Origin of the sequence: Bradyrhizobium sp. 142 (assembly GCF_023074015.1) — a bacterium.
GTDB lineage: Bacteria > Pseudomonadota > Alphaproteobacteria > Rhizobiales > Xanthobacteraceae > Bradyrhizobium.
The window spans coordinates 1-19298 of record NZ_JADPKQ010000258.1 but is presented as its reverse complement, the minus strand read 5'-3'; the positions used below and the strand labels follow the sequence as shown (position 1 = coordinate 19298).

Sequence of the window (19298 nt, the reverse complement as noted above, 5' to 3'; positions counted from 1 at the left end):
AAGGGTTCGGGCTGGATCACAACGAGAGCAGATCCTGGCATGGCTGGCACCGTCATGTGTCCTTGGTGATGCTCGCCTTCGCCATGATGGCCGCGATCCGACATCGCGCTAATCCGCCACCGCCCAAAAAAACCAAACGCCGCCCCCCGGCAAAAGCCAAAGCATAACCACGCCGCCGCTGATCCGTTGGTCAATCCAGGAAATCCGCCGCATTGCCATCAGACTTGCTCGAAAGCGTATTCAACCCGCACGTATCATCGCATGGTCTTTCTGGCGCAGAGCTCATCAGGCTGCCGCTCAACGCGCTCATGTCAAATCAAAAAGACAACTGTAATGCTAGGCCGTCCTAATGACGCAGCGCATAACGCAAAGCCTTCGCCGTGTCGCTCTTCTGCGCAAGGTGATCAAGCGTCGCCTCAAACCACTGCTTTAAGGCTGCAGCCAGAGGCCGGGCATGCGCTTGTCGGCCCGCGCGACGCTCGGCATCCGATCGGCCGCGGAGGGCTTTCTCGACCGCGTAGAGCTGGGCGATACGCTCGAGGGCCTCGCGGGCAACCGGAGCCGGTGCCGGCGAAGCCTCGCGCTCGATCTTCACAAACTGGCGCCGTAGATGCGACCAGCAGAAGGCGAGCGTACCGGACAGGGCGTCCGCACGCGTCTCTCGGGTCATGGTCTTGTAAGCCTCATAGCCATCGCAATGGATGATGCCGCGGTACCTCTCAAGCAGCCTCAAGCCCTGAACGGCGCCGCGGCCCGGTGCATAGACGTAAACCACGCCAGGTGGGTCAGGTCCGGCCCAAGGCCTGTCATCGCGCGAGAGCGCCCAGAAGTAGCCGGTTTTGGTCCTGCCGCGCCCCGGATCCAGCACCGGCGCCGGGGTCTCATCGACACAGAGCTTCGGGGACCCGAGCAGAAGCTCGCGCAGACGATGCCACAAGGGCTTCAATTCCTGGGCGGCGTAGCCGACCCAGAAGGCGAGCGTGGAACGATCAATGGCAATTCCGTGGGTCGCCAGCATCTGCGCCTGGCGGTAGAGAGGCAAATGCCAATGATACTTGGCGTCGATCACATGCGCGACGAGCCGCTCGGTAGGCAATCCACCCCTGATCAGTCGCTCGGGAGCAGCGTGCTGGAGAACGACGCCCTGGCAGGCGCGGCAGGCCAGTTTGGGCCGGCGGGTGACGATTACGCGATACTGCGCCGGTACGACGTCCAGCCTCTGGCTCTCATCGTGACCAATCTCAACGAGATCGCCTTTGCAGGACGGGCAGCAGGTTGCAGCCGGCATCAGCGTTTCAACGATGCGTGGCAAATGCTCCGGCAACTGACCGCGATTGGCCCTGCGCTCGGCAGCTCTCTTCTCGCATGTTTTGGGATTGGCACGATCCTCGGCTGCTTCGAGAGCCGCGACGGCCTGATCGATATCCTCCAGAACAAGCTGTAGCTGATCAGCGTCAAGCTTTTCCGAGGATCGACCGAACTGCGCATCTTTTGCAAGCTTGAGCAACCGCTCGAGTCTGGCGCAGCGCTCCAGCAGAGCTGCGGCAAAGGCACGCAACTCGGCTGGATCGCTCGGCAGCACATCAGGCAAATCACTCATTGGCCCGAGTCTGCCATGCTTCGCGCCCCGATGCAGCGAAGATTTTATGCCCTACGCAAGTGCTTTCGGCTGCGGGATTCGAGGTGCGTGCATGCGTGTCCAATCCATGCCGGCCAGAAGCGCCGACAGCTGCGCGGCGTTCATCCGCATCACACCGTCAACAACCGGCGGCCATTTGAAGGCGCCGCCCTCAAGCCGCTTCCAGTACAGCACAAGGCCACTGCCATCCCAAACGACGATCTTCACCCGATCGGCACGCTTCGCACGGAAGACCACTGCCACGCCCTTCATCGGATCGTGGCCCAGCGTGTCCTTCGCCAAGAGTGCCAAGCCATCCGCGCCCTTCCGGAAGTCTACAGGTCGGGTCGCAACGTAAATCATAAGGCCAGCGGGAGCCGTCAGCATGAACGTGTCCGGCGTAATGCGACAAACGCATCACTCAGCACGGCAAGCCCAGGCGTTCCGCGCACCTCCACCCGTGCCCCCAGGAACTCAACCGTAACAGCGGCAGCCTCCGGCGATCCGGAGGGCGCGGCAGCCGCCGGCAGCGACGTCTCCGACACCAAAGGCACGAATGATAGTGTATCCGCCGAAGCCGGCAGCACCAGTTGACCTGAACGCGCCCGGCGCCGCCAGTCATGCACCTGCTGCGGCCGGCAGCCATGGCGGCGTGCGATATCTGTTACAACCGCACCTGGCTCCAGGCTTTCCGCGACAATCTGTGCCTTCAAATCATCCGGCCACTGCTTCCGGCCTGCGCCAGCATACACTTCGATACGCTGCGTCAACGGTCGTCTTATGTCGTCCGAATGGTCGTCCATTATGAGCACCCTTGCCGAAGATGACTCTTCTAACCGTGCTCCCAAGGCTGCGCACAGAGAATCTGAAGGGCCTCGGCGCCACGCTTACAGTTCAAGAGAGGCGATCATGGGTCCGCGGCGCCAGTTCCTCGGAGTCGCCTTCTCCATCATCACGGGCAAGAAGCGCAGCGGTCGGCAGACCGCGGTGAGGTTGCGATCGAATGGTAAGCCTGAGCACCGTCAGGCCGCTTGGCGTCATGCCATCTTGTGCTTCTTCAGATCCATGCTCAGACGTCCCTCGGCAGATCTCTTCCGGATCAACAAGGTGTTCACCGCCTGGCCGTTCCTGGGCTCGAGAGACATTCGGTAACTTGCGTGCCGCATTCATTTCCCATCGGCCGTGTCCATAGCGAGTACGGGGCCTATACGGCTCGAATGATCGCAAGTCTTCGATCGTCAGTCCATTGAACCTCAGATGGCTCTGATGCGCCGCAGTCGGCGCGAATGTACTCCTCACCTGACCAGGTAGTGTCCCGATCGCTGTTGACGGTGTACAGCAATACTATCGCCGCATTCGCTATATCGGCCAGAGTACAGACATGAATAGCCTAGTTGATCCGCTGCACGTCCGACAATTGCTATATGATCATGCCGCCGCCACAACTGGCTCAATCGCACTGATCACGTCAACAAAAGCGCCCAACGTCTCCAACTTTCCCAAGAAACTCACGAAATCGGCTTTGATGGACCTCGACAAAAATCGACTTCGCGTTTTACATGCCCTTCGAGCGTATGAACTTTTACCCCCAGCTTTACAGAGCATCTTGCAGAGGTGTTTGGCGCTGACCCGCTCCAACATGCCCATCCTCACGACGGTCTATAAGATTATGCCCGGTAATAGCCTTCCATTGGGATGGGTTAAGCGCGAACAGCATCTGGACAGGCATACCCAAAATCGTTGCAGGAGTAGCAATCGGGAGCCCTTTTGCCATGATTTCGTATTTGGCGTGGTAGCAGCGATGGCTGGACGGGTCGTTGCGCAATACGGATATGCGCATCAATGAAGCCGGAGAGTCGGCTGAGGCTCTCAAGGCGTCCGATATTAACTACCTCGGCGATGATTGTCTCCACGAACGCCGCGTGGCGGCGCATGCCAAGACGGGCGGCCGGGGCTTGCTGCTGTCCGGCGATGCACAGCGAGAGGCAGTGATCCGCTGCTTCCATGCCGTGCCTGGCCGACGACAACTGGGCACGCCATGGTAAATACCGGCAATCTTCGTGTACGAACGCCCGGTATCTTGTTCCGTTTCTGACAGACCTAAAAAGATGGTTCGGGCGGGTGATTTGGAGCCAACACCAGCTGAACAAATCGGTGCAGATGACACGTTCCCCGGTAAATGAATGATTGACAAAAGATTTCGCTACTGACGCAGCGTTGCTTGGCATCCCAACAAAATGAGGCGGTTGCCCATAAGCGTCAGCGATCTTTCCAAATGCAGCCACTTCGCACCAGTCTGTGGTACCAACGCGACGACCTCACTGCAGAGAAGCAGCCACGACATCGCCGTTGAAATCTATCCGATCGAAAGCCGCACAATGTGTCCGCGATCCGACACTAGGCAGGTGGATGGCGGAACCTGCGAACTCGGCGGCATGCGAGGCGAGCGGCTCGTTTATTCGGACGGACGGGTCTGCTGCACAGCAGTCAATATCAGCGTCCGCATGTACAATCGTATGCAGCTTGGTTCTCTTCGCGGCAAAGCAGTGGAGGCGCATTGAAGGAGTGCTCCAATGCATCACGCGCCAGCTTGCGTGTCAGAGTCGTTCGCGATTGACACGAGAGGAAGCCTTGCCTGCCGGGAGCGGCGTGAACCCGTGCGGGCGAGCGGTCGGCCAATATCATCGCGGCCATCATGGATTCGTGAGAGCCGATTCGACTGATTCATCGTCCGCTTTTCTGATCGAATTGGTTTCTCATGAGAGCCGTCGAAGTGAGCCTGGCACAATCATCTTCTTTCAAGGCATTTCGCACGCGCAACGGACACCGGCGAGCTTCAGGGCGTGTTCAATCGCTGTGGTACGAACTTTGCTACGGCTGATTGGGTTCTTTCTGGCGAAGAAGCTCAAAATCAGGAGAGTACTACGATGAACGAAACGAGTATGAGCAACAATGTCATTCCGCGTACGGACGTCGTCAAACGCGCAGCCCGTATCGGCGCTGAACTCAGGAACATCAAACTGTCGGGCGACCTGCCTGACCAGACGATCGCCGCGATTAATAAGGTTCTCCTCGAGCACAAGGTCATCTTTTTCCGTCAGCAGGGTCATCTCGATGACGCAGAGCAGGAGCGCTTCGCTCAGCGCTTGGGAAAGCTTGTGCCGCATCCGACAATCAATGTCACCAAAGGAACGGCTTCGATGATTGAGCTTGATTCTGCCTGCGGCGGTAGCCGGGCCGACTTCTGGCACACCGACGTGACTTTCGTGGACGCCTATCCCAAAATTGCAGTGCTGCGCGGTGTTGTAATTCCACCATTCGGCGGTGATACGGTCTGGTCAAACACCGCGACCGCCTATCTCGAACTGCCGCCGCCGCTTCAACGGCTTGCTGACGAGCTCTGGGCCGTTCACAGCAATGCCTACGACTACACTGTAATGGCCCGCGCCAGCATGGCTGATAAGAAGCATTTTGACGAGATCTACACCAGAACGATCTATGAGACTGAGCATCCCGTGGTGCGTGTCCATCCCGAATCCGGCGAGCGTACGATTGTGCTCGGCGATCTGGTCCAGCGTTTTATTGGTATTCCAAAATATGATGGCCAGAGGCTATTCGACCTATTCCAGTCACATATCACAGCTCCCGAAAACACCGTGCGGTGGAATTGGAAGGAAGGTGATATCGCGATTTGGGACAACCGCGCCACTCAACATTACGCGGTCAATGACTACGGCGCTCAGCATCGGGTCGTGCGTCGCGCAACCATTGACGGGGAAGTGCCCGTGAGCGTCGACGGCCGGCGCAGCGTAACGCGCATCAAAGCCGCCAAACAGCCGTCCGCGAAACTGACGCTTTCGTAGATGTCACGGACATGCGGCCTATCCAGACCCCGCTTGGCTGACCGTCTCGTCGGGCCACGCAGCGGTTGAGCCGCATTGCGACAGATCATTCACGAGAAAGGCGGTTGGTAATTTCAGGAAGTCGCCAAAGATCTCGGACGCGCAAACCAAGCTAAAACAGTTCGGAAAAACAACCAGCGTTCGGGCCCTTTGCTGTCCAGGCAGCCGTTGCGCCTGACATGAACTCGGGGGTGCGTTCCTGATCGTAGCAAAGCGCCTTTCAAGTCGCTGTCAGCGCCGCTCCACAGCCGTAACGCCTTTGAGAAAGGCCTGTGCGCGACGCGTGTGGCAAGATCGTCGCAGCAAACACCTCGGGGCCGTCAAAAAGACCAGCCCGCTCTAGCAACTAACGATTCTTAATCGCTACCTCTGCATCCGACAAGGGCGGGATGAGAGAGGTATTGTAACGCCGCGAGCTTCCGTCGGCAACGAGTCACGCTGCTGGCATGGTCGTTGCTACTGAGGCTGGCAATACAAACTGAGCGGAGGGCGGACTCTAATCAGTGGCGTAAGACGAACCCGAGAGAAACGAGCAGCCGGAAACAGCTGTCTCATCCTGCGGTTGATGGAGAGCGATATGCTTTCGGCGTAACTAAACACCGCACGTCATCTGTCGCAGACAAGTCCTCCATCGCGAGGGCCCATCCTAAGCGTCACTGCGTCCCCCAATTCCCTGACAGGAGAATAGAAAAAGCTGCTGCTCGAGCTATTGATCCGGAGTCGGTCAAGTCGTCTCGCTGATCGAGTTTCTGGAAGAGAAAGGCGCCTACTGAGCGAAACGCGGAGGCGCGGTCTCAATGAATGTGCAAGAGCAAATTGAACTCGACCCAAAACGGAAAACCGATGAAGATCACCGCTGTAAGCACTTACATCCTTCAGGCATCGCTCTCGCAATCCGCTGCCTGTTCGCGATTTTGGTATGACACGCGTACGGCTATGCTGGTCGAAATCCAGACGGACCAGGGGGTCGTCGGCTGGGGCGAATGTTACGGCCCGGCGCAGATAACGGCCGCTGTGGTCGATTGCGTCGCACCATGGCTGATCGGGGAGGATCCGCTCCACTCCGACAGTCTCTGGCGCATGATCTATGCGCGGCTGCGTGATCACGGTCAAAAGGGCGTGGTGATTCAGGGCTTGGGCGGCATCGATCTTGCGTTGTGGGACATCAAGGGCAAGTATTTTGGCGCTCCCGTGCATCAGTTGCTGGGCGGCGCGGAGCGCAATGAGATAACGGCCTACGCTACCGGCCTTTATCGGCGCAAAGAAGGCGACCCGATCCGCTATCTCCCTGAGGAAGCTGCCGGATACGTTGCCGAAGGATTTTCTGCAGTCAAGCTCAGGGTCGGCTTTGGTGTCGACGAGGATACGGCCGCTACGCGCGCCGTGCGCGAAGCAATCGGCCCGTCCGTGGCACTGATGGTGGATGCGAATCACGCCTATGATAGTATCGCTGCAATCCGTCTGGGACGGATGATCGAGCAGTACGACGTCAGCTGGTTCGAGGAGCCGGTGCCACCAGAGGATATTGCTGGCTATCGTGCGGTAAAGTTGGCGCTGTCGATTCCAATCGCCGGCGGCGAATGTGAGTTTACCCGCTTTGGCTTTCGCGAGCTGTTCGTCTCCCGCGCCCTCGACATCGCTCAGCCGGACACTTGTGCCGCGGGTGGCCTATCCGAGTGCAAGAAGATCGCCGATATGGCGGAAGCTTTCGGCATCCGCTATAACCCCCATGTTTGGGGCACCGGGATTGCGATCGCAGCGTCCCTCCACCTGCTTGCCGTTCTGCCACCGCACACGCCGCCTTCGCTTAATCCCATCGAGCCGATCCTTGAATTCGATCGCACCGAGCATCCGATCCGGCAGGCGATCCTCGTGGAGCCGATCGAGCACGCCTGTGGCATCGTCCGCGTGCCCGACGGACCCGGCCTCGGCATCGAGATTGATCGCAAGGCACTGGCGCGATTTGTTGCGCGGTAATGCGCTAGTCGTCGCGCAGCTCTAGAATCGCTGGATTTGCAGGCGTTGGTCAGCCAGCCGAGTTCGCGACTTGCGCCAAACATCGGATGATCCGCTTCGTGGCGAAGCGATGCTGTGCCAGTACTCGGCCCGCTTGGCCACTCGGGTACGATCGTCAACGCGCTGACCTGCGTGGTGCTGTCGTCTAAACTCTGTTCTGGGCGAACTCGGATGTGATTACGATGTCTGGACCGACGTGCCGACAAAAAGTGGATACATTGGTTGGTTGTACGGTCCTCTCTTACCCGGCGACCGTCTTGATCCAGCCGAATGCCTCCTCAATTGCGGATGCGCTGGCTGACGGCGTAGCCGCCGTGCCGGGTCGTTCGCGCGTCAATCGCAGGGCTACGGCGGTTGGTGTTCTGTGCAATATACGGCTCACGTTCATCGAACGCAGCCCGTTGACGAAGTCTTCTGCATCGTAGGCTTTGTCGGCGCCAAGCGTGATCGCCGTCGGCCGGTCGGCACGAAGGCTGAATAGTCGCCATTCTGGATGTAGAAGTGGCCGACGAGCCTGCGCGCGCTGCCGATCATAACGCATCCGCGAGCGCAGGACGGATCATTCTCGTCGTGCCCTTCCCATGAGAACTCGGCGCAGGGCAGCCGCAGCAGATTGTAGACGGTGGCAGCGAAGGTAAAGGCCCATGCGACGCGATCACGACCACGGAAGCTGGAGCCATCGCCGGGCGCCGTTCGACAACCGGACGATGCTGGTTAGTCTCGACCGCGCAATTTGGTTTCATTGCCGGTTTCGTGCCGACGACTGGCTGCTTTACGCGCACGAGTCGCCGAGTGCGCAGGGCGGACGCGGTCTCACGCGCGGCCTGATCTTCAAGCCGAACGGTACGCTGGTCGCGTCTGTCGCCCAAGAGCTGATGGAGAACCGCCACGGCCTGCTGGTCGACGCCTGCCTGACGCAGGCTGACGGGCATGCCGAGCGGATGGCCGCTCTGTTTTGTGCGACTTCTGACAGCGATATGGCGGCTGTCGGGATCAAAACAGTTTTCAGCATGCGAACCCAGCGGATTAAGAAGCTTAAAGAGCTCTAACGTGCTGGCACGGTCATTGCTATTGAAAGGCGGCAACACTGAGCGAGGGAGTGCTTATGTGATCAGACGCGTAACACGGGCCGAAAGAGAAAACGAGCACGCCGGAATACCCGCCCATCATTGAACTTTTGGCAGAGAGAAATATGCCCTTAGTGAAACAAATCACTTCGTTATGTCGCACCGATGCATTGACGAGGCTGGCTACTCACAGAGCATATTAGCTGCATCGGCCAAGATCGCGATCCTTATCTCGTCCAGCATTTGCCGGACGAGACTCAATGCTTGGCATCACCCGGGACTAGATATTGGAGTTCGGCCGAGTCGTGTGCCCGTTCTGTGCGCCGGTACGCTTGTTAGCTCCGTGTCCATGCAGAAGCTATTCCAACTGCTGATTTCACGCACGAGTCGGAAGCAAGAGCTCAATAGCTCGCCGACAAATCTCTTCCGGGAGGATCTGATGGATCTTGCATTTACAAAAGAAGAGCAGGCGTTTCGAAAGGAGGTGCGGGAGTTCCTAAGGGAAAACGTGCCGCCGGAAGTGCGATATAAGCTGGTTGAAGGCCGGCATCTGTCGAAAGACGAGATGGTCGCCTGGTGGCGCATCCTCAACAAGAATGGCTGGTGCGTCAGCCACTGGCCGAAGGAACATGGAGGCACAGGCTGGACCTCGGTGCAGCACTATATTTTCAAGGAGGAGCTTCAGATGTATCCCGCGCCAGCGCCGCTCGCCTTCGGCGTCTCGATGGTTGGGCCAGTCATCTATACCTTCGGCAACGAAGCGCAGAAGAAGCTTTATCTGCCGCGCATCGCCAACATGGACGATTGGTGGTGTCAGGGGTTTTCCGAGCCGGAATCCGGCTCAGACCTAGCGTCGCTGAGGACCAAGGCTGAGCGCAAGGGCGACAAGTACGTCATTAACGGCCAGAAGACCTGGACCACTCTGGCCCAATATGCCGACATGATGTTCTGCCTCTGCCGCACCGACCCGAGCGCAAAGAACCAGAGCGGCATCTCCTTCATTTTAGTCGACATGAAGAGCACGGGCATCACGGTGCGTCCGATCCAGACCATCGACGGCGGTTATGAGGTCAACGAGGTATTCTTGGATGACGTTGAGGTCTCCGTGGAAAATCTGGTCGGCGAGGAGAACAAGGGCTGGAGTTACGCAAAGTTCCTGCTCGGAAATGAACGCACCGGAATGGCGCGTGTCGGCATCTCCAAAGAGCGCATACGCCATCTTAAAGCGGTGGTCTCGAAGTTCGTATCCGAGGGGGGGCCGATGATTGAGGATTCCGCCTTTCGTGAGAGGTTGACCTTCTGCGAAATCGAGCTGAAGGCGCTGGAACTGACGCAGCTCCGCATTCTTGCTGATGACAGGACCGAGGGCAAAGGCAAGCTGAATCCGGTTTCCTCGGTGCTGAAGATCAAAGGCTCGGAACTCCAGCAGGCTACAACCGAACTTTTGATGGAAGTGGTCGGGCCGTTTGCTGCCCCCTACCATGAGAATTTCGGCTCTTCAAACGAGGCAATGAATTGGACCGCGCAGATCGCGCCGAGCTACTTTAACACCCGCAAGGTCTCAATCTATGGCGGCTCCAACGAGATTCAGCGTAGCATCATCGCCAAGGCGGTGCTGGGACTTTAGTGCCCTTCCCTGGGTGACGCGGCAGACGGCGGCCCCCGCACGCTCGCGGAAGGATCGCTTTACCCCGGCCGTACGCGCCGGCCTCTCCCTGCATCCGCCTTCGCTGAGGTTCTGCCGAACAAAAGCGGGCAAGCTGAAGGGAAGGTCCGCAGAGATGTTTTAGAGGAACCAGACAACATGGATTTTGATTTGTCCGAGGAGCAGCGGCTGCTCAAGGAAAGCGTCGATGGGCTTCTAACCGACGTCTATGATTTCGGGGCGCGTAAGAAATACAGGAAGGAGAAAGGCGGGTGGAGCAAAGTCATCTGGAGTCGCCTCGCGGAGCAGGGCCTGCTTGGCCTGTCTTTTGCGGAAAGTGATGGCGGTTTCGGCGCCGGCGCGGTGGAGAGCATGATTGTCATGGAAGCGCTCGGCCGCGCGCTGGTATTGGAGCCCTATCTTCCGACTGTCGTGATCGGCGGCGGCTTTCTGCGGCATGGCGGTTCGACCGCGCAGAAGGCCGCGCACGTGCCCTCGATCATACGTGGGTCCAAGACCTTTGCTTTCGCCCAGCTCGAGAAGAACTCCCGCTATGATCTTCACGACATCACCACGTCGGCGAAGAACAAGGGCGACGGTTGGGTCGTCGACGGCGAGAAAGTAGTCGTGATCAACGGCGAGAACGCCGACACTCTGGTTCTCACGGCGCGCACCATGGGCGCGCGACGCGACAAGAGTGGCGTCGGCGTCTTTCTCGTTCCCGCCAACGCCAAGGGCATCGCGAAGAAGACCTATCCGACTCAGGACGGCCTGCACGCCGCCGACATCACCTTCACCGGCGTAGAGGTCGGCACGGACGCTGCGATTGGCGATCCAGAAAACGCGCTGCCGCTGATTGAGTACGTGGTCGACGAGGCCCGTACCGCGCTTTGCGCGGAAGCCGTCGGCGCCATGGATGAATCGCTTAAGATCACTGTGGAATATCTCAAGACGCGTAAGCAGTTCGGCGTGCCTATCGGCAGCTTTCAGAGCCTGCAGCACCGCGCCGCCGACATGTTCGTCGCGATCGAACAAGCGCGCTCGATGTCGATGTTCGCCACTATGGCTGCCAATTTCGACCATGCCGCCAGCCGCGCGAGTGCGGTAGCAGCGGCAAAGGTTCAGGTCGGCAGGAGCGCCAAATTCATCGGCCAGCAATCAATTCAACTGCACGGCGGCATCGGCATGACCATGGAGGCCAAGGTTGGCCACTATTTCAAACGCCTGACCATGATCGAGAACACGTTTGGCGATACTGGTTATCACCTTCGCCGCGTCAGCGAGAGCGCGCCCTGGCAAGAGCTGTGTTCGGGCTGAGCCAACAGCGACGCAATGATCGTGATGGTTGGCATTGTTTCCGTTCCAGCTAACGCTTCAGCGGGACTAGGTTCTAGTCATCTGGAGAAGGTCATCACGTTACATGACAATTCGAATCTCTATCCAGGAGAGCGCTTGTGGTGAATGCAGGTGTGCGAGGTCGGCCGATCCCTCCGTTGATGCTGAGCTCGCGGGAGCAGGCGTACTTGGAAAGGAAGTTGGTGGTCAGCGTGTCGCGCGGTCCTTATCTGAGCGGTGCAGCGCGATCCTGCGATGCCGACGGCCTGCCGAGCAAGTCTGTGGCTGAATCACTGCACCTTGCACCCGAGTTGTTCAATGAAATGCGTGAGCCATCCACTCCGACGGAACTATGGAAGGGCTAGGAACTCAGCGCCTCAATAGATTCATCTGGGGCTCCCCAGAATTCGATGTCATGTCCATCATTACGATAGCGGCAGCAGTTTCGAAATTAAGACTTCGATCTGAGCGCCGTGCACTGTTCCTGACCCCTTCGAACTTCCATCCGGGCAGCAGCGCAGCTATGCCGCCTCAATCGACAGCTCGACGCGCGGAGTGCGTTGCCCTCGCTGCCGGGGGGCGAGGCGCGGGATCTTTCGCACTAGCTAACAGGCACCGGTCAGCCGGAATTGTTCAGGACGCTATCGGAGCTCGCGAGACTCTCATGCGCAAACTACAGGCGCTCGACCGCGCTGCAAAACAGCTCGCTGACCTAATGGTCATCAACTGTGTCCGACCACTACGGATCCGACCTAGAGTCAATGCATCGCGGGCAGGCCAGGAGTCAATATGACCGATTCGCCTAACCTCAACATCTCCCGCGTCGACGGCATTACTGGGCCGCTGCACTTTGCCACGTTTCGGCGCATTTGGCTGGCGAGCCTACTGTCGAACCTCGGCATACTGATCCAGGGCGTGGGTGCGGCCTGGGCTATGACAGAGATGGCGTCCTCAGCCGATAAGGTTGCGCAGGTGCAGACGGCTTTGTCGCTGCCGGTAATGCTGATCTCTGTGCCGGCCGGTGCCATTGCCGACATGTACGATCGCCGCATTGTGATGCTGGTTGCGCTCTCGATCTCGCTCTGCGGCGCGACTGCGTTGACTGCGCTCGATTGGTCCGGCCGTACCACGCCGGATCTATTATTATTGTTTTGCTTTGTGGTCGGCAGCGGCATGGCTTTGACGGGTCCGGCTTGGCAATCCTCAGTCAACGAGCAGGTGACGGCCGAGACGTTGCTGGCCGCAATTGCCCTCAATGGCATTAGCTACAACATCGCGCGCAGCTTCGGACCCGCTATCGGCGGCATTGTAGTTGCGACTGCGGGAGCAGTGGGAGCCTTTGCGATCAACGCATTGCTCTATCTGCCCCTGATGGTGACGCTGATCCTCTGGAAACGTGTCCCGGAGCCGTCGCGGCTGCCGCGCGAAAAGCTGAGCCGCGCAATTATCTCAGGCGGGCGCTACATCGCGAATTCGCCTTCAATCAAGATCGTGCTAATTCGCGCCTTCGTAACCGGCGCCCTCGGCAGCGCGACACTGGCGCTGATGCCACTGGCCGCCCGCGACCTCTTGCAGGGTGGCGCAGAAACTTACGGCATCATGCTGGGCGCGTTCGGGTTCGGCGCAGTTGTAGGCGCTTTTAACATCGGAGGAATGCGTAGGCGCATGAGCGACGAGACCGCGGTTCGCAATTGCATACTGTCGATGAGCGGCGCGATCGCGACAGTAGCGCTTAGCCACAATCCGATATTGACAGCCGCGGCTCTGGTCTTGGCGGGCGCGGTATCGATGATGATGTGGGCTCTATTCAGTATTAGCGTGCAGCTCTCCGCTCCGCGATGGGTTGCGGGCCGCTCTCTCGCGGCTCTGCAGGCTGCGATCTCCGGTGGCATTGCCGTTGGCAGTTGGGGCTGTGGCCGTCTCACCGATGCAGTCGGTATCACAATCACGCTGCTCGTTTCCGCCGCACTGATGCTGCTCCTGCCGCTCCTTGGGCGCTGGCTGCGCATGCCGCAGATTAATGAACGCGGCGAGGATAGTGAGATGCTTGCTGATCCCGAGGTGCGGCTCCCGCTCGCCTACCGCAGCGGCCCTCTAGTGGTTCAGATTGAATATCGGGTGGCCACGGAAAAGGCGCGCGCCTTCCACAATGTGATGCAGGACGTACGGCTCTGTCGGAAACGCAACGGCGCTTATGGCTGGTCGATTGCGCGTGATATCGCTGATCCCGAACTGTGGACCGAGCGGTATCACTGCCCAACATGGCTCGATTATTTGCGCCAACGCAACCGATGGACGCGATCGGAGCGCGCGGTAGATGAGAAGGCGACAGCTTTCCACATCGGCCCTGAGCCCGTGCGTGTCCGTCGCATGCTGGAGAGCCCGTTCGGATCAGCACGGTCGAAGGAAGATGTGCCAGACGGCGCAGCGAGCGTGCTCTAGGACTGGTTGCGAGTGCGGCGAGAGGCACTAGGTGTTTAGTCCCGAGCTTTGATGGTGCATTTTGTCGCACGAAAAGGGTGCGATATGGGATAAGTCCTACACGGCTACGCCACCACGACAGAGGCAGTCCGTCGAGCAAGACAAAATTGGAGAGCCTGAGCGCACTCGCCAAGCGTTACGGCATCAACCAGAAGATTGTCGCGAAGTGCAAGTAGGTCAAGACCATCACCGATCGCTCGACAGGCCCAAGGAAGCCAAGTCGACGGTTCTTTCCATGGAGGAGGGAGCAATCATTGTTACTTTCCGGCGACATAGTTGCCGCACTCGACACGATCCTCTCTGCATGGCTGCCTCCAGCGCCACGGCATCAACCGATTGCCGGAGAAGGCGGCAAGCCTTAAAAGACAAAGCTCATCCAATCGGCTATTTTCATATCGGCATCGCTGAGCTTCAGACCACTGAAGGCAAGCTCGACCTCGATCGTCAAGAAATATGTGACGACACGGGCCGAGGTCGTGACTGAAGGCAGAATCCGCATGCTTCGGCTGGTCGAGAACAAGACGCTCGGCAAGGAACGCCGTCGGCTATCCGCCGGAGTCCATGCATGGCCGCCGCAGCGTCCAGATCACGTGATCGCTGCAGCTCGACGTCCGCTTCGCGCGTCGAGATCGGGGACGATCTTTCGACCTACACGGCCAGAGTGTTCGCGCCGGTGCCAGAATGATCTTGCTCGAGGCCCTTTCGGCGACCGAACAGGACGTTCTTCGTCCTGGTGTATCGTCTGAAGTAGAGGAGAAGAGTCCGGGGCAAGCCTCGACGTAAAGGCTCGAGCGCCTGAATCTGGCTCTTCCCATCGATGCTGGGCAGAAAGGGCATATTCGGCTGGGATAGGTAAAGGCGGACCATATCTCGCACTTTATCGACGAACAGCGGATCAATCGACAGCTCGAATTTCTCGCCACGGTATCGCACGGTAGCCACTTCGGCGGATCATGGTGTGGGAAAGGCCATTCTCAAGCGAATTGACCAGTGCGGTCCACAACGTCCAGTCCGATCACCACAGCATCTGCTCGTTGTTGATAGTTCGAGTGCGCCATGACGGGCCCTCGTAAAACAGCCCACACAGCGATCATTGTCATCCGCTGCGAGTGGTCCGGACGATCGTAAATGAGGCGCTGGAGACGCTGGAGCGAGGCTTTGCCACGCTCTATTCACCGATCGGCCGGCTATCGATCTCGCCGGAGAAGCTGATGCAGTGGTGCGAAGACCAACTCGCTCTCGACAGGACGCCTCGTCAGTACACTCGCCCCTACTTCCGCGCGGCGGGTTGATTCAATCGGCGTCGACGACCCAGCTTGGGACGATTCGGTGTTCTCAAGCACCGAGACCGGTTGCTGGAGGGCTACATTGCGGCCAAGTTGCTGGTGGCGATGCTGGCCCAGGCCAACGTGAAGAGGCTTCTGTCGAACGATCACTTTTCGGTTGACGGCTGATCGAGGCCTGGGCCTCGATCAAGAGTGTCAAGCCGAAGGATGGCCCCGGCGAGCCGCGGCGGGCGCATGACCATGCAGACTTTTCATGGCCAAAAAACGCTCCCATGCTTCGACCACCGATCCGGACGCCAGGCTGACCGCAAGGGCAAAGGCAAGGAGACGAAGCTGTGCTTCATTGGGCACGGGCTGATGGAGAACCGCCACGGCCTGCTGATCGACGCCTGTCTGACGCAGGCCGATAGGCAGGCCGAACGGGTGGACGCGCTGCACATGATCGGGCCTCGTGCCGACCGGGCGACAGCAATCAGACTTGACGCGAAAAGCCTGCGATGCAGAACACTTCGTCAACGAGCTGCGCTCGATGAACGTGACGCCGCACGTTGCACAGAACACCAACGGCCGTAGCTCTACGGCAGCTATGCTGTCACCCAGCGCATCCGCAAGCGGATCGAGGAGGGATTCGGCTGGATCAAGACAATCGCCGGGAAGAGAAGACCCGCTTCCGTGGCGATGATTCGGCCTTCGTTTGCGAACGCGGCTGAGTTCTTCGACAGCCTACTCGGTCTCCGCACTGCCTCTGTACATACAGCCTTGGCGAAGCCAGGCACCTTGGCCATCAAGCCAGCCTCCGCTACTAACTTGGGCAGCCGCACTAGGTTTTGGGCGCCAGTAGCCCATGCGACGCGATCCCGGCCGCCATTGAGGATGGTAGAAGTGGCCGACGAGCCTGCCCGCACTGCCGATCATAACGCATCCACGACCATGGGACGGATCATTATCGTCGTGTTCTTCTCGTGAGAACTCGGCGCAGGCCGATCCGTCGCGGGTGCCGTAGCGCACGTCCAGGAACCGTTTGAGAACCCCAAAGGCGATTTCGCCATCGGACTTGCCCTGGAAGATGAGATGCACCTCCTCGACGAGGTCGAGGAAGTCGCTGTCCCAGTTGTCCATTTCTACCATGCGCCAGCGGCCGGCAGCAGGCGTTTCGGAGGCTACAAGAAATAGCCTCGGTCGACTACTAACGCTAGTAGTTGAACTGAATAGAGATACTCGTCATCTATGGGTTGAATTGCGTCAGGACGGTTACCTATCAACCCCTACAAGCAATTCAGCATGTACATCAACCCAACACTGACCTCAGAGGATGTGTCTCGGAGCGGCTTGTCGGAAGGCGCACCCTCGTCGAGATCGAGGGTGCTGCGATCAAGCGTCGTGAAATGACGTTCCGTCCAATGTACGTGATCAAGCTGAACACGGCGCGCGTTAGTTCAATTCAAAGGAGATGCGGCATGGGACGCAATGCTGAACTGAAGCTCGGGGTATTCCTCATCCAGGCGGGATTTCACGAAGCTGCATGGCGCGATCCGAGCGTGCCAGCGAGTGGCGGAGTTGATGTCGACCATTATGCTCGTCTTGCAGCCCTTGCGGAAGGCGCTGCATTTCACTTCGTATTCCTTGCTGATAGCCCAAGTGTACTCGAGCGAGATCACGAACACATAGCTCGCGTAAGCCGAAACGACGGGTTCGAACCAATCACGTTGTTGTCGGCGCTTTCATCGAGAACGCGAGATATCGGCCTCGCCGGGACAGCGACCACGACGTACAACCAGCCTTATCATATTGCACGCATGTTCGCCTCACTCGACCACCTATCGCGGGGACGTGCAGCCTGGAACATCGTCACCTCTGGACTTAAGTTCGAAGCTCCAAATTTCGGCCATAAGGAACTTCCAGATCATGACACACGCTATGCTCGAGCAAGAGAATTCGTAGAAGTTGTCAAGGGGCTTTGGGACTCTTGGGAAGACGACGCTTTTATTCGCGAGAAGCAAAGTGGTATTTTCGCTGACACCAAGAAGCTGCATTTGCTTAACCACCGGGGTGACCACTTATCGGTTAGAGGCCCACTGAACATTGCGAGGCCTCCGCAAGGGTATCCTGTATTGGCTCAGGCTGGCGCGTCCGACACGGGAATAGGGTTCGCTGCAGAAGTTGGCGAGGTCGTGTTCACCGCGGCACCTTCGTTGGAGAGTGGCAAACGATATTATGCTACTGTCAAAGCGAAAGCGCGCGCACTTGGGCGCGAGGATGATCAGGTGCTTGTCATGCCAGGCATTATTCCGATCGTTGGGAAAACGAAGGAAGAGGCATCTGAGAAGCTTCGAAAGTTGCATTCTTACATGCACTTCGACGTGCAAATTGGATTGGCCGAGCGAATGCTCGGGTTTGTCACCGATCTTCGTTCAATAAATCTTGACTCGTTGGTCCCTGAGACTTTACCGCGGACGAATACGACCCAGAGCTCGCAGGCACTGCTCCTCGACCTGGCCGCACGTCAGAAACTCACCTGGAGACAGCTGATCCGCTTGGTATCAGACAGCAAAGGTCAGCTCATGGTTGTTGGAACCCCGGACGAAATTGCCCGCACCATGGTGGATACATTTGATCAACGAGCTGCTGACGGATTCATCGTATTGCCGGCAATCGTTCCGAATGGGCTCAAGGACTTTGTTGATCTGGTCGTCCCTGAATTGCGTAGGCTGGGTAAATTCAGATCCCGATACTCCGGCCAAACACTAAGAGAGAACCTTGGGTTAAATCGGCCGCTCAATCGCTTCATGGGGAACGCGTAAGCAGTTGGCTTGCTCGATCGTGGGCGCGAATCGGAAGATGAGCCGTTATCGCTATCTCAACAGTTTGTCCTTCGGAGGCGGCGGCGGCTGATGGGTGGCTTGCGGACTGACGTGCAGGCGTGCCAGTACAACTACTTTCGAGAACGTGTACAGGAACGTTCTTCGCGAGATTCACTATCGGCATCGTCCTTCGTTTGGGCGCCGAGTTTGCGTTCATGGGACCGTCGACAAGGCTGACGATGTCGTTTTCGCTGCCTGGACGGGTCGCAGGCAGATCGTTGGCTGGAAGTTCCAGTATGGATGTTCGACAGGACGGCGCCCTGATGCCGAGCTTATGACAGCTCAGCCGGTGCTAGCATCGATGCACCTCCCGCGCTGTCGGCGCTTCTCGATCTGGCGCTGAGGATCGAACGCCATCAGCTGCTCTGGTTTGGCCCATCCAAAGCCTGTCACAACCAGATCCGGGCGACTCATGTCACGCCAGACGGCAATGCCAGGGAGCCGGTACCGACACAAGCAAAAACCGCGATGGCAGCAGCAGACGGATCTGTTTGGGAGCGGCTGACCTGCCTGCAATGTCTCCGGCGCGGCGAAATGTTCCGCATTGAGCACGTGCTGGCGCCGAAAGAGTCCGCTGGTCGATAGCCTGCATGCGACGCCGGAACGCCTGATCCAGATCCGTCAGAATCGCCTCCTCTCTATGGGAGCCGAGTCTGTGAGCGACTGGCTTGGCGCCACCGCCCTTTACTGGGCACCCGAAATTCAGCGGCTTGACTATGTCAAACCTTATCTGCGGCGGGGAGCAAAGAACGATGCCGCTGATGCAGCCGCAATCTGGCGAAGCAGTCGCCCGTCCCGATATGAGGTTTGCTTTCATCAACAGAGTCGAGAACCAAGGATTCTTGATGTTTGCCGTGCAAGAGGCTTGCTGGTCCGCCAATGGACGATGATGCCTATGCCATTCGAGATCATTTTGCTGAGCCCGGAATCAGCGTCGGGCATGGCCAGCAACAGGTGGATGGTCTAAGGCCTGTTTACAGACGGGAATGATCGGGATAGGGGGACGTCTCGCGACGCCACCCCTCCCACACCACCGGGCATACGGGTCCGTACCACGGCGGTTCGATCGAGTTAAGCCGGCACAGGC

At 58.5% G+C, this 19298-nt stretch carries 9 protein-coding genes and 10 pseudogenes; 13 read left to right on the top strand and 6 right to left on the bottom strand.

Annotated features, from left to right (window positions below; all coding sequences use genetic code 11):
* A pseudogene (locus IVA82_RS23375) lies at nucleotides 1–167 on the top strand (IS701 family transposase); the annotation flags it as partial.
* Between the two features lie 182 nt (nucleotides 168–349).
* On the opposite strand, the pseudogene IVA82_RS23370 reads toward IVA82_RS23375, so the two are convergent.
* The 3 genes and pseudogenes from IVA82_RS23370 to IVA82_RS23360 all read right to left on the bottom strand — a co-directional run.
* A pseudogene (locus IVA82_RS23370) lies at nucleotides 350–1600 on the bottom strand (IS66 family transposase); the annotation flags it as partial.
* A 51-nt stretch (nucleotides 1601–1651) separates the two neighbouring features.
* The gene (gene tnpB / locus IVA82_RS23365; RefSeq protein WP_247493581.1) at nucleotides 1652–2005 is read right to left on the bottom strand and encodes an IS66 family insertion sequence element accessory protein TnpB; all 354 of its coding nucleotides are present in this window, start codon (nucleotides 2003–2005) and stop codon (nucleotides 1652–1654) included.
* Nucleotides 1999–2421, bottom strand: coding sequence for a transposase (locus IVA82_RS23360; RefSeq protein ID WP_247493580.1), 423 nt, complete (start codon nucleotides 2419–2421; stop codon nucleotides 1999–2001). Before IVA82_RS23360 ends, tnpB begins: the two co-directional genes overlap by 7 nt.
* Nucleotides 2422–3435: 1014 nt before the next feature.
* Here IVA82_RS23360 and IVA82_RS23355 point away from each other — a divergent pair.
* From IVA82_RS23355 to IVA82_RS23345, 3 genes are all read left to right on the top strand, one after another.
* On the top strand, nucleotides 3436–3663 hold the full coding sequence (locus tag IVA82_RS23355; RefSeq protein WP_247493579.1) for a hypothetical protein: 228 nt from the start codon (nucleotides 3436–3438) through the stop codon (nucleotides 3661–3663).
* An 882-nt stretch (nucleotides 3664–4545) separates the two neighbouring features.
* On the top strand, nucleotides 4546–5481 hold the full coding sequence (locus tag IVA82_RS23350; RefSeq protein WP_247493578.1) for a TauD/TfdA family dioxygenase: 936 nt from the start codon (nucleotides 4546–4548) through the stop codon (nucleotides 5479–5481).
* Nucleotides 5482–6363: 882 nt separating this feature from the next.
* Nucleotides 6364–7497: a mandelate racemase/muconate lactonizing enzyme family protein gene (locus tag IVA82_RS23345; RefSeq protein WP_247493577.1), complete on the top strand. Its 1134-nt coding sequence runs from the start codon at nucleotides 6364–6366 to the stop codon at nucleotides 7495–7497.
* 280 nt (nucleotides 7498–7777) lie between these two features.
* On the opposite strand, the pseudogene IVA82_RS23340 reads toward IVA82_RS23345, so the two are convergent.
* Nucleotides 7778–7999: pseudogene (locus IVA82_RS23340) on the bottom strand (IS5/IS1182 family transposase); the annotation flags it as partial.
* Between the two features lie 253 nt (nucleotides 8000–8252).
* Between IVA82_RS23340 and IVA82_RS23335 the strand changes: the two are divergent.
* From IVA82_RS23335 to IVA82_RS23310, 6 genes and pseudogenes are all read left to right on the top strand, one after another.
* A pseudogene (locus IVA82_RS23335) lies at nucleotides 8253–8408 on the top strand (acyl-CoA thioesterase II); the annotation flags it as partial.
* 634 nt (nucleotides 8409–9042) lie between these two features.
* Nucleotides 9043–10230 (top strand): pimeloyl-CoA dehydrogenase large subunit, encoded by a 1188-nt coding sequence (gene pimC / locus IVA82_RS23330; RefSeq protein ID WP_247493576.1) that lies wholly within the window; start codon nucleotides 9043–9045, stop codon nucleotides 10228–10230.
* Between the two features lie 177 nt (nucleotides 10231–10407).
* Nucleotides 10408–11565: a pimeloyl-CoA dehydrogenase small subunit gene (gene pimD, locus IVA82_RS23325; RefSeq protein ID WP_247493575.1), complete on the top strand. Its 1158-nt coding sequence runs from the start codon at nucleotides 10408–10410 to the stop codon at nucleotides 11563–11565.
* Between the two features lie 137 nt (nucleotides 11566–11702).
* Nucleotides 11703–11870 (top strand): annotated as a pseudogene (locus IVA82_RS23320) (IS630 family transposase); the annotation flags it as partial.
* Nucleotides 11871–12372: 502 nt separating this feature from the next.
* Nucleotides 12373–14025: an MFS transporter gene (locus IVA82_RS23315; RefSeq protein ID WP_247493574.1), complete on the top strand. Its 1653-nt coding sequence runs from the start codon at nucleotides 12373–12375 to the stop codon at nucleotides 14023–14025.
* 84 nt (nucleotides 14026–14109) lie between these two features.
* Nucleotides 14110–14503: pseudogene (locus IVA82_RS23310) on the top strand (IS481 family transposase); the annotation flags it as partial.
* Nucleotides 14504–14850: 347 nt separating this feature from the next.
* Here the strand turns inward: IVA82_RS23310 and IVA82_RS23305 are convergent.
* Nucleotides 14851–14991, bottom strand: a pseudogene (locus IVA82_RS23305) (IS630 family transposase); the annotation flags it as partial.
* A 176-nt stretch (nucleotides 14992–15167) separates the two neighbouring features.
* Here IVA82_RS23305 and IVA82_RS23300 point away from each other — a divergent pair.
* Nucleotides 15168–16060 (top strand): annotated as a pseudogene (locus IVA82_RS23300) (IS5/IS1182 family transposase).
* Nucleotides 16061–16226: 166 nt separating this feature from the next.
* Here IVA82_RS23300 and IVA82_RS23295 read toward each other — a convergent pair.
* Nucleotides 16227–16478 (bottom strand): annotated as a pseudogene (locus IVA82_RS23295) (hypothetical protein); the annotation flags it as partial.
* A 329-nt stretch (nucleotides 16479–16807) separates the two neighbouring features.
* Here IVA82_RS23295 and IVA82_RS23290 point away from each other — a divergent pair.
* Nucleotides 16808–18151, top strand: a complete 1344-nt coding sequence (locus IVA82_RS23290; RefSeq protein ID WP_247493573.1) for an LLM class flavin-dependent oxidoreductase — start codon at nucleotides 16808–16810, stop codon at nucleotides 18149–18151.
* Between the two features lie 631 nt (nucleotides 18152–18782).
* Nucleotides 18783–18875: pseudogene (locus tag IVA82_RS23285) on the top strand (phosphoenolpyruvate synthase regulatory protein); the annotation flags it as partial.
* Nucleotides 18876–19298: the final 423 nt, after the last annotated feature.

What these genes read in the sequence shown, in the direction of transcription:
- tnpB (WP_247493581.1), bottom strand. Translation starts at nt 2,005, where the DNA reads ATGCTGACGGCTCCCGCTGGCCTTATGATTTACGTTGCGACCCGACCT.
- IVA82_RS23360 (WP_247493580.1), bottom strand. Translation starts at nt 2,421, where the DNA reads ATGGACGACCATTCGGACGACATAAGACGACCGTTGACGCAGCGTATC.
- IVA82_RS23350 (WP_247493578.1), top strand. Translation starts at nt 4,546, where the DNA reads ATGAACGAAACGAGTATGAGCAACAATGTCATTCCGCGTACGGACGTC.
- IVA82_RS23345 (WP_247493577.1), top strand. Translation starts at nt 6,364, where the DNA reads ATGAAGATCACCGCTGTAAGCACTTACATCCTTCAGGCATCGCTCTCG.
- pimC (WP_247493576.1), top strand. Translation starts at nt 9,043, where the DNA reads ATGGATCTTGCATTTACAAAAGAAGAGCAGGCGTTTCGAAAGGAGGTG.
- pimD (WP_247493575.1), top strand. Translation starts at nt 10,408, where the DNA reads ATGGATTTTGATTTGTCCGAGGAGCAGCGGCTGCTCAAGGAAAGCGTC.
- IVA82_RS23315 (WP_247493574.1), top strand. Translation starts at nt 12,373, where the DNA reads ATGACCGATTCGCCTAACCTCAACATCTCCCGCGTCGACGGCATTACT.
- IVA82_RS23290 (WP_247493573.1), top strand. Translation starts at nt 16,808, where the DNA reads ATGGGACGCAATGCTGAACTGAAGCTCGGGGTATTCCTCATCCAGGCG.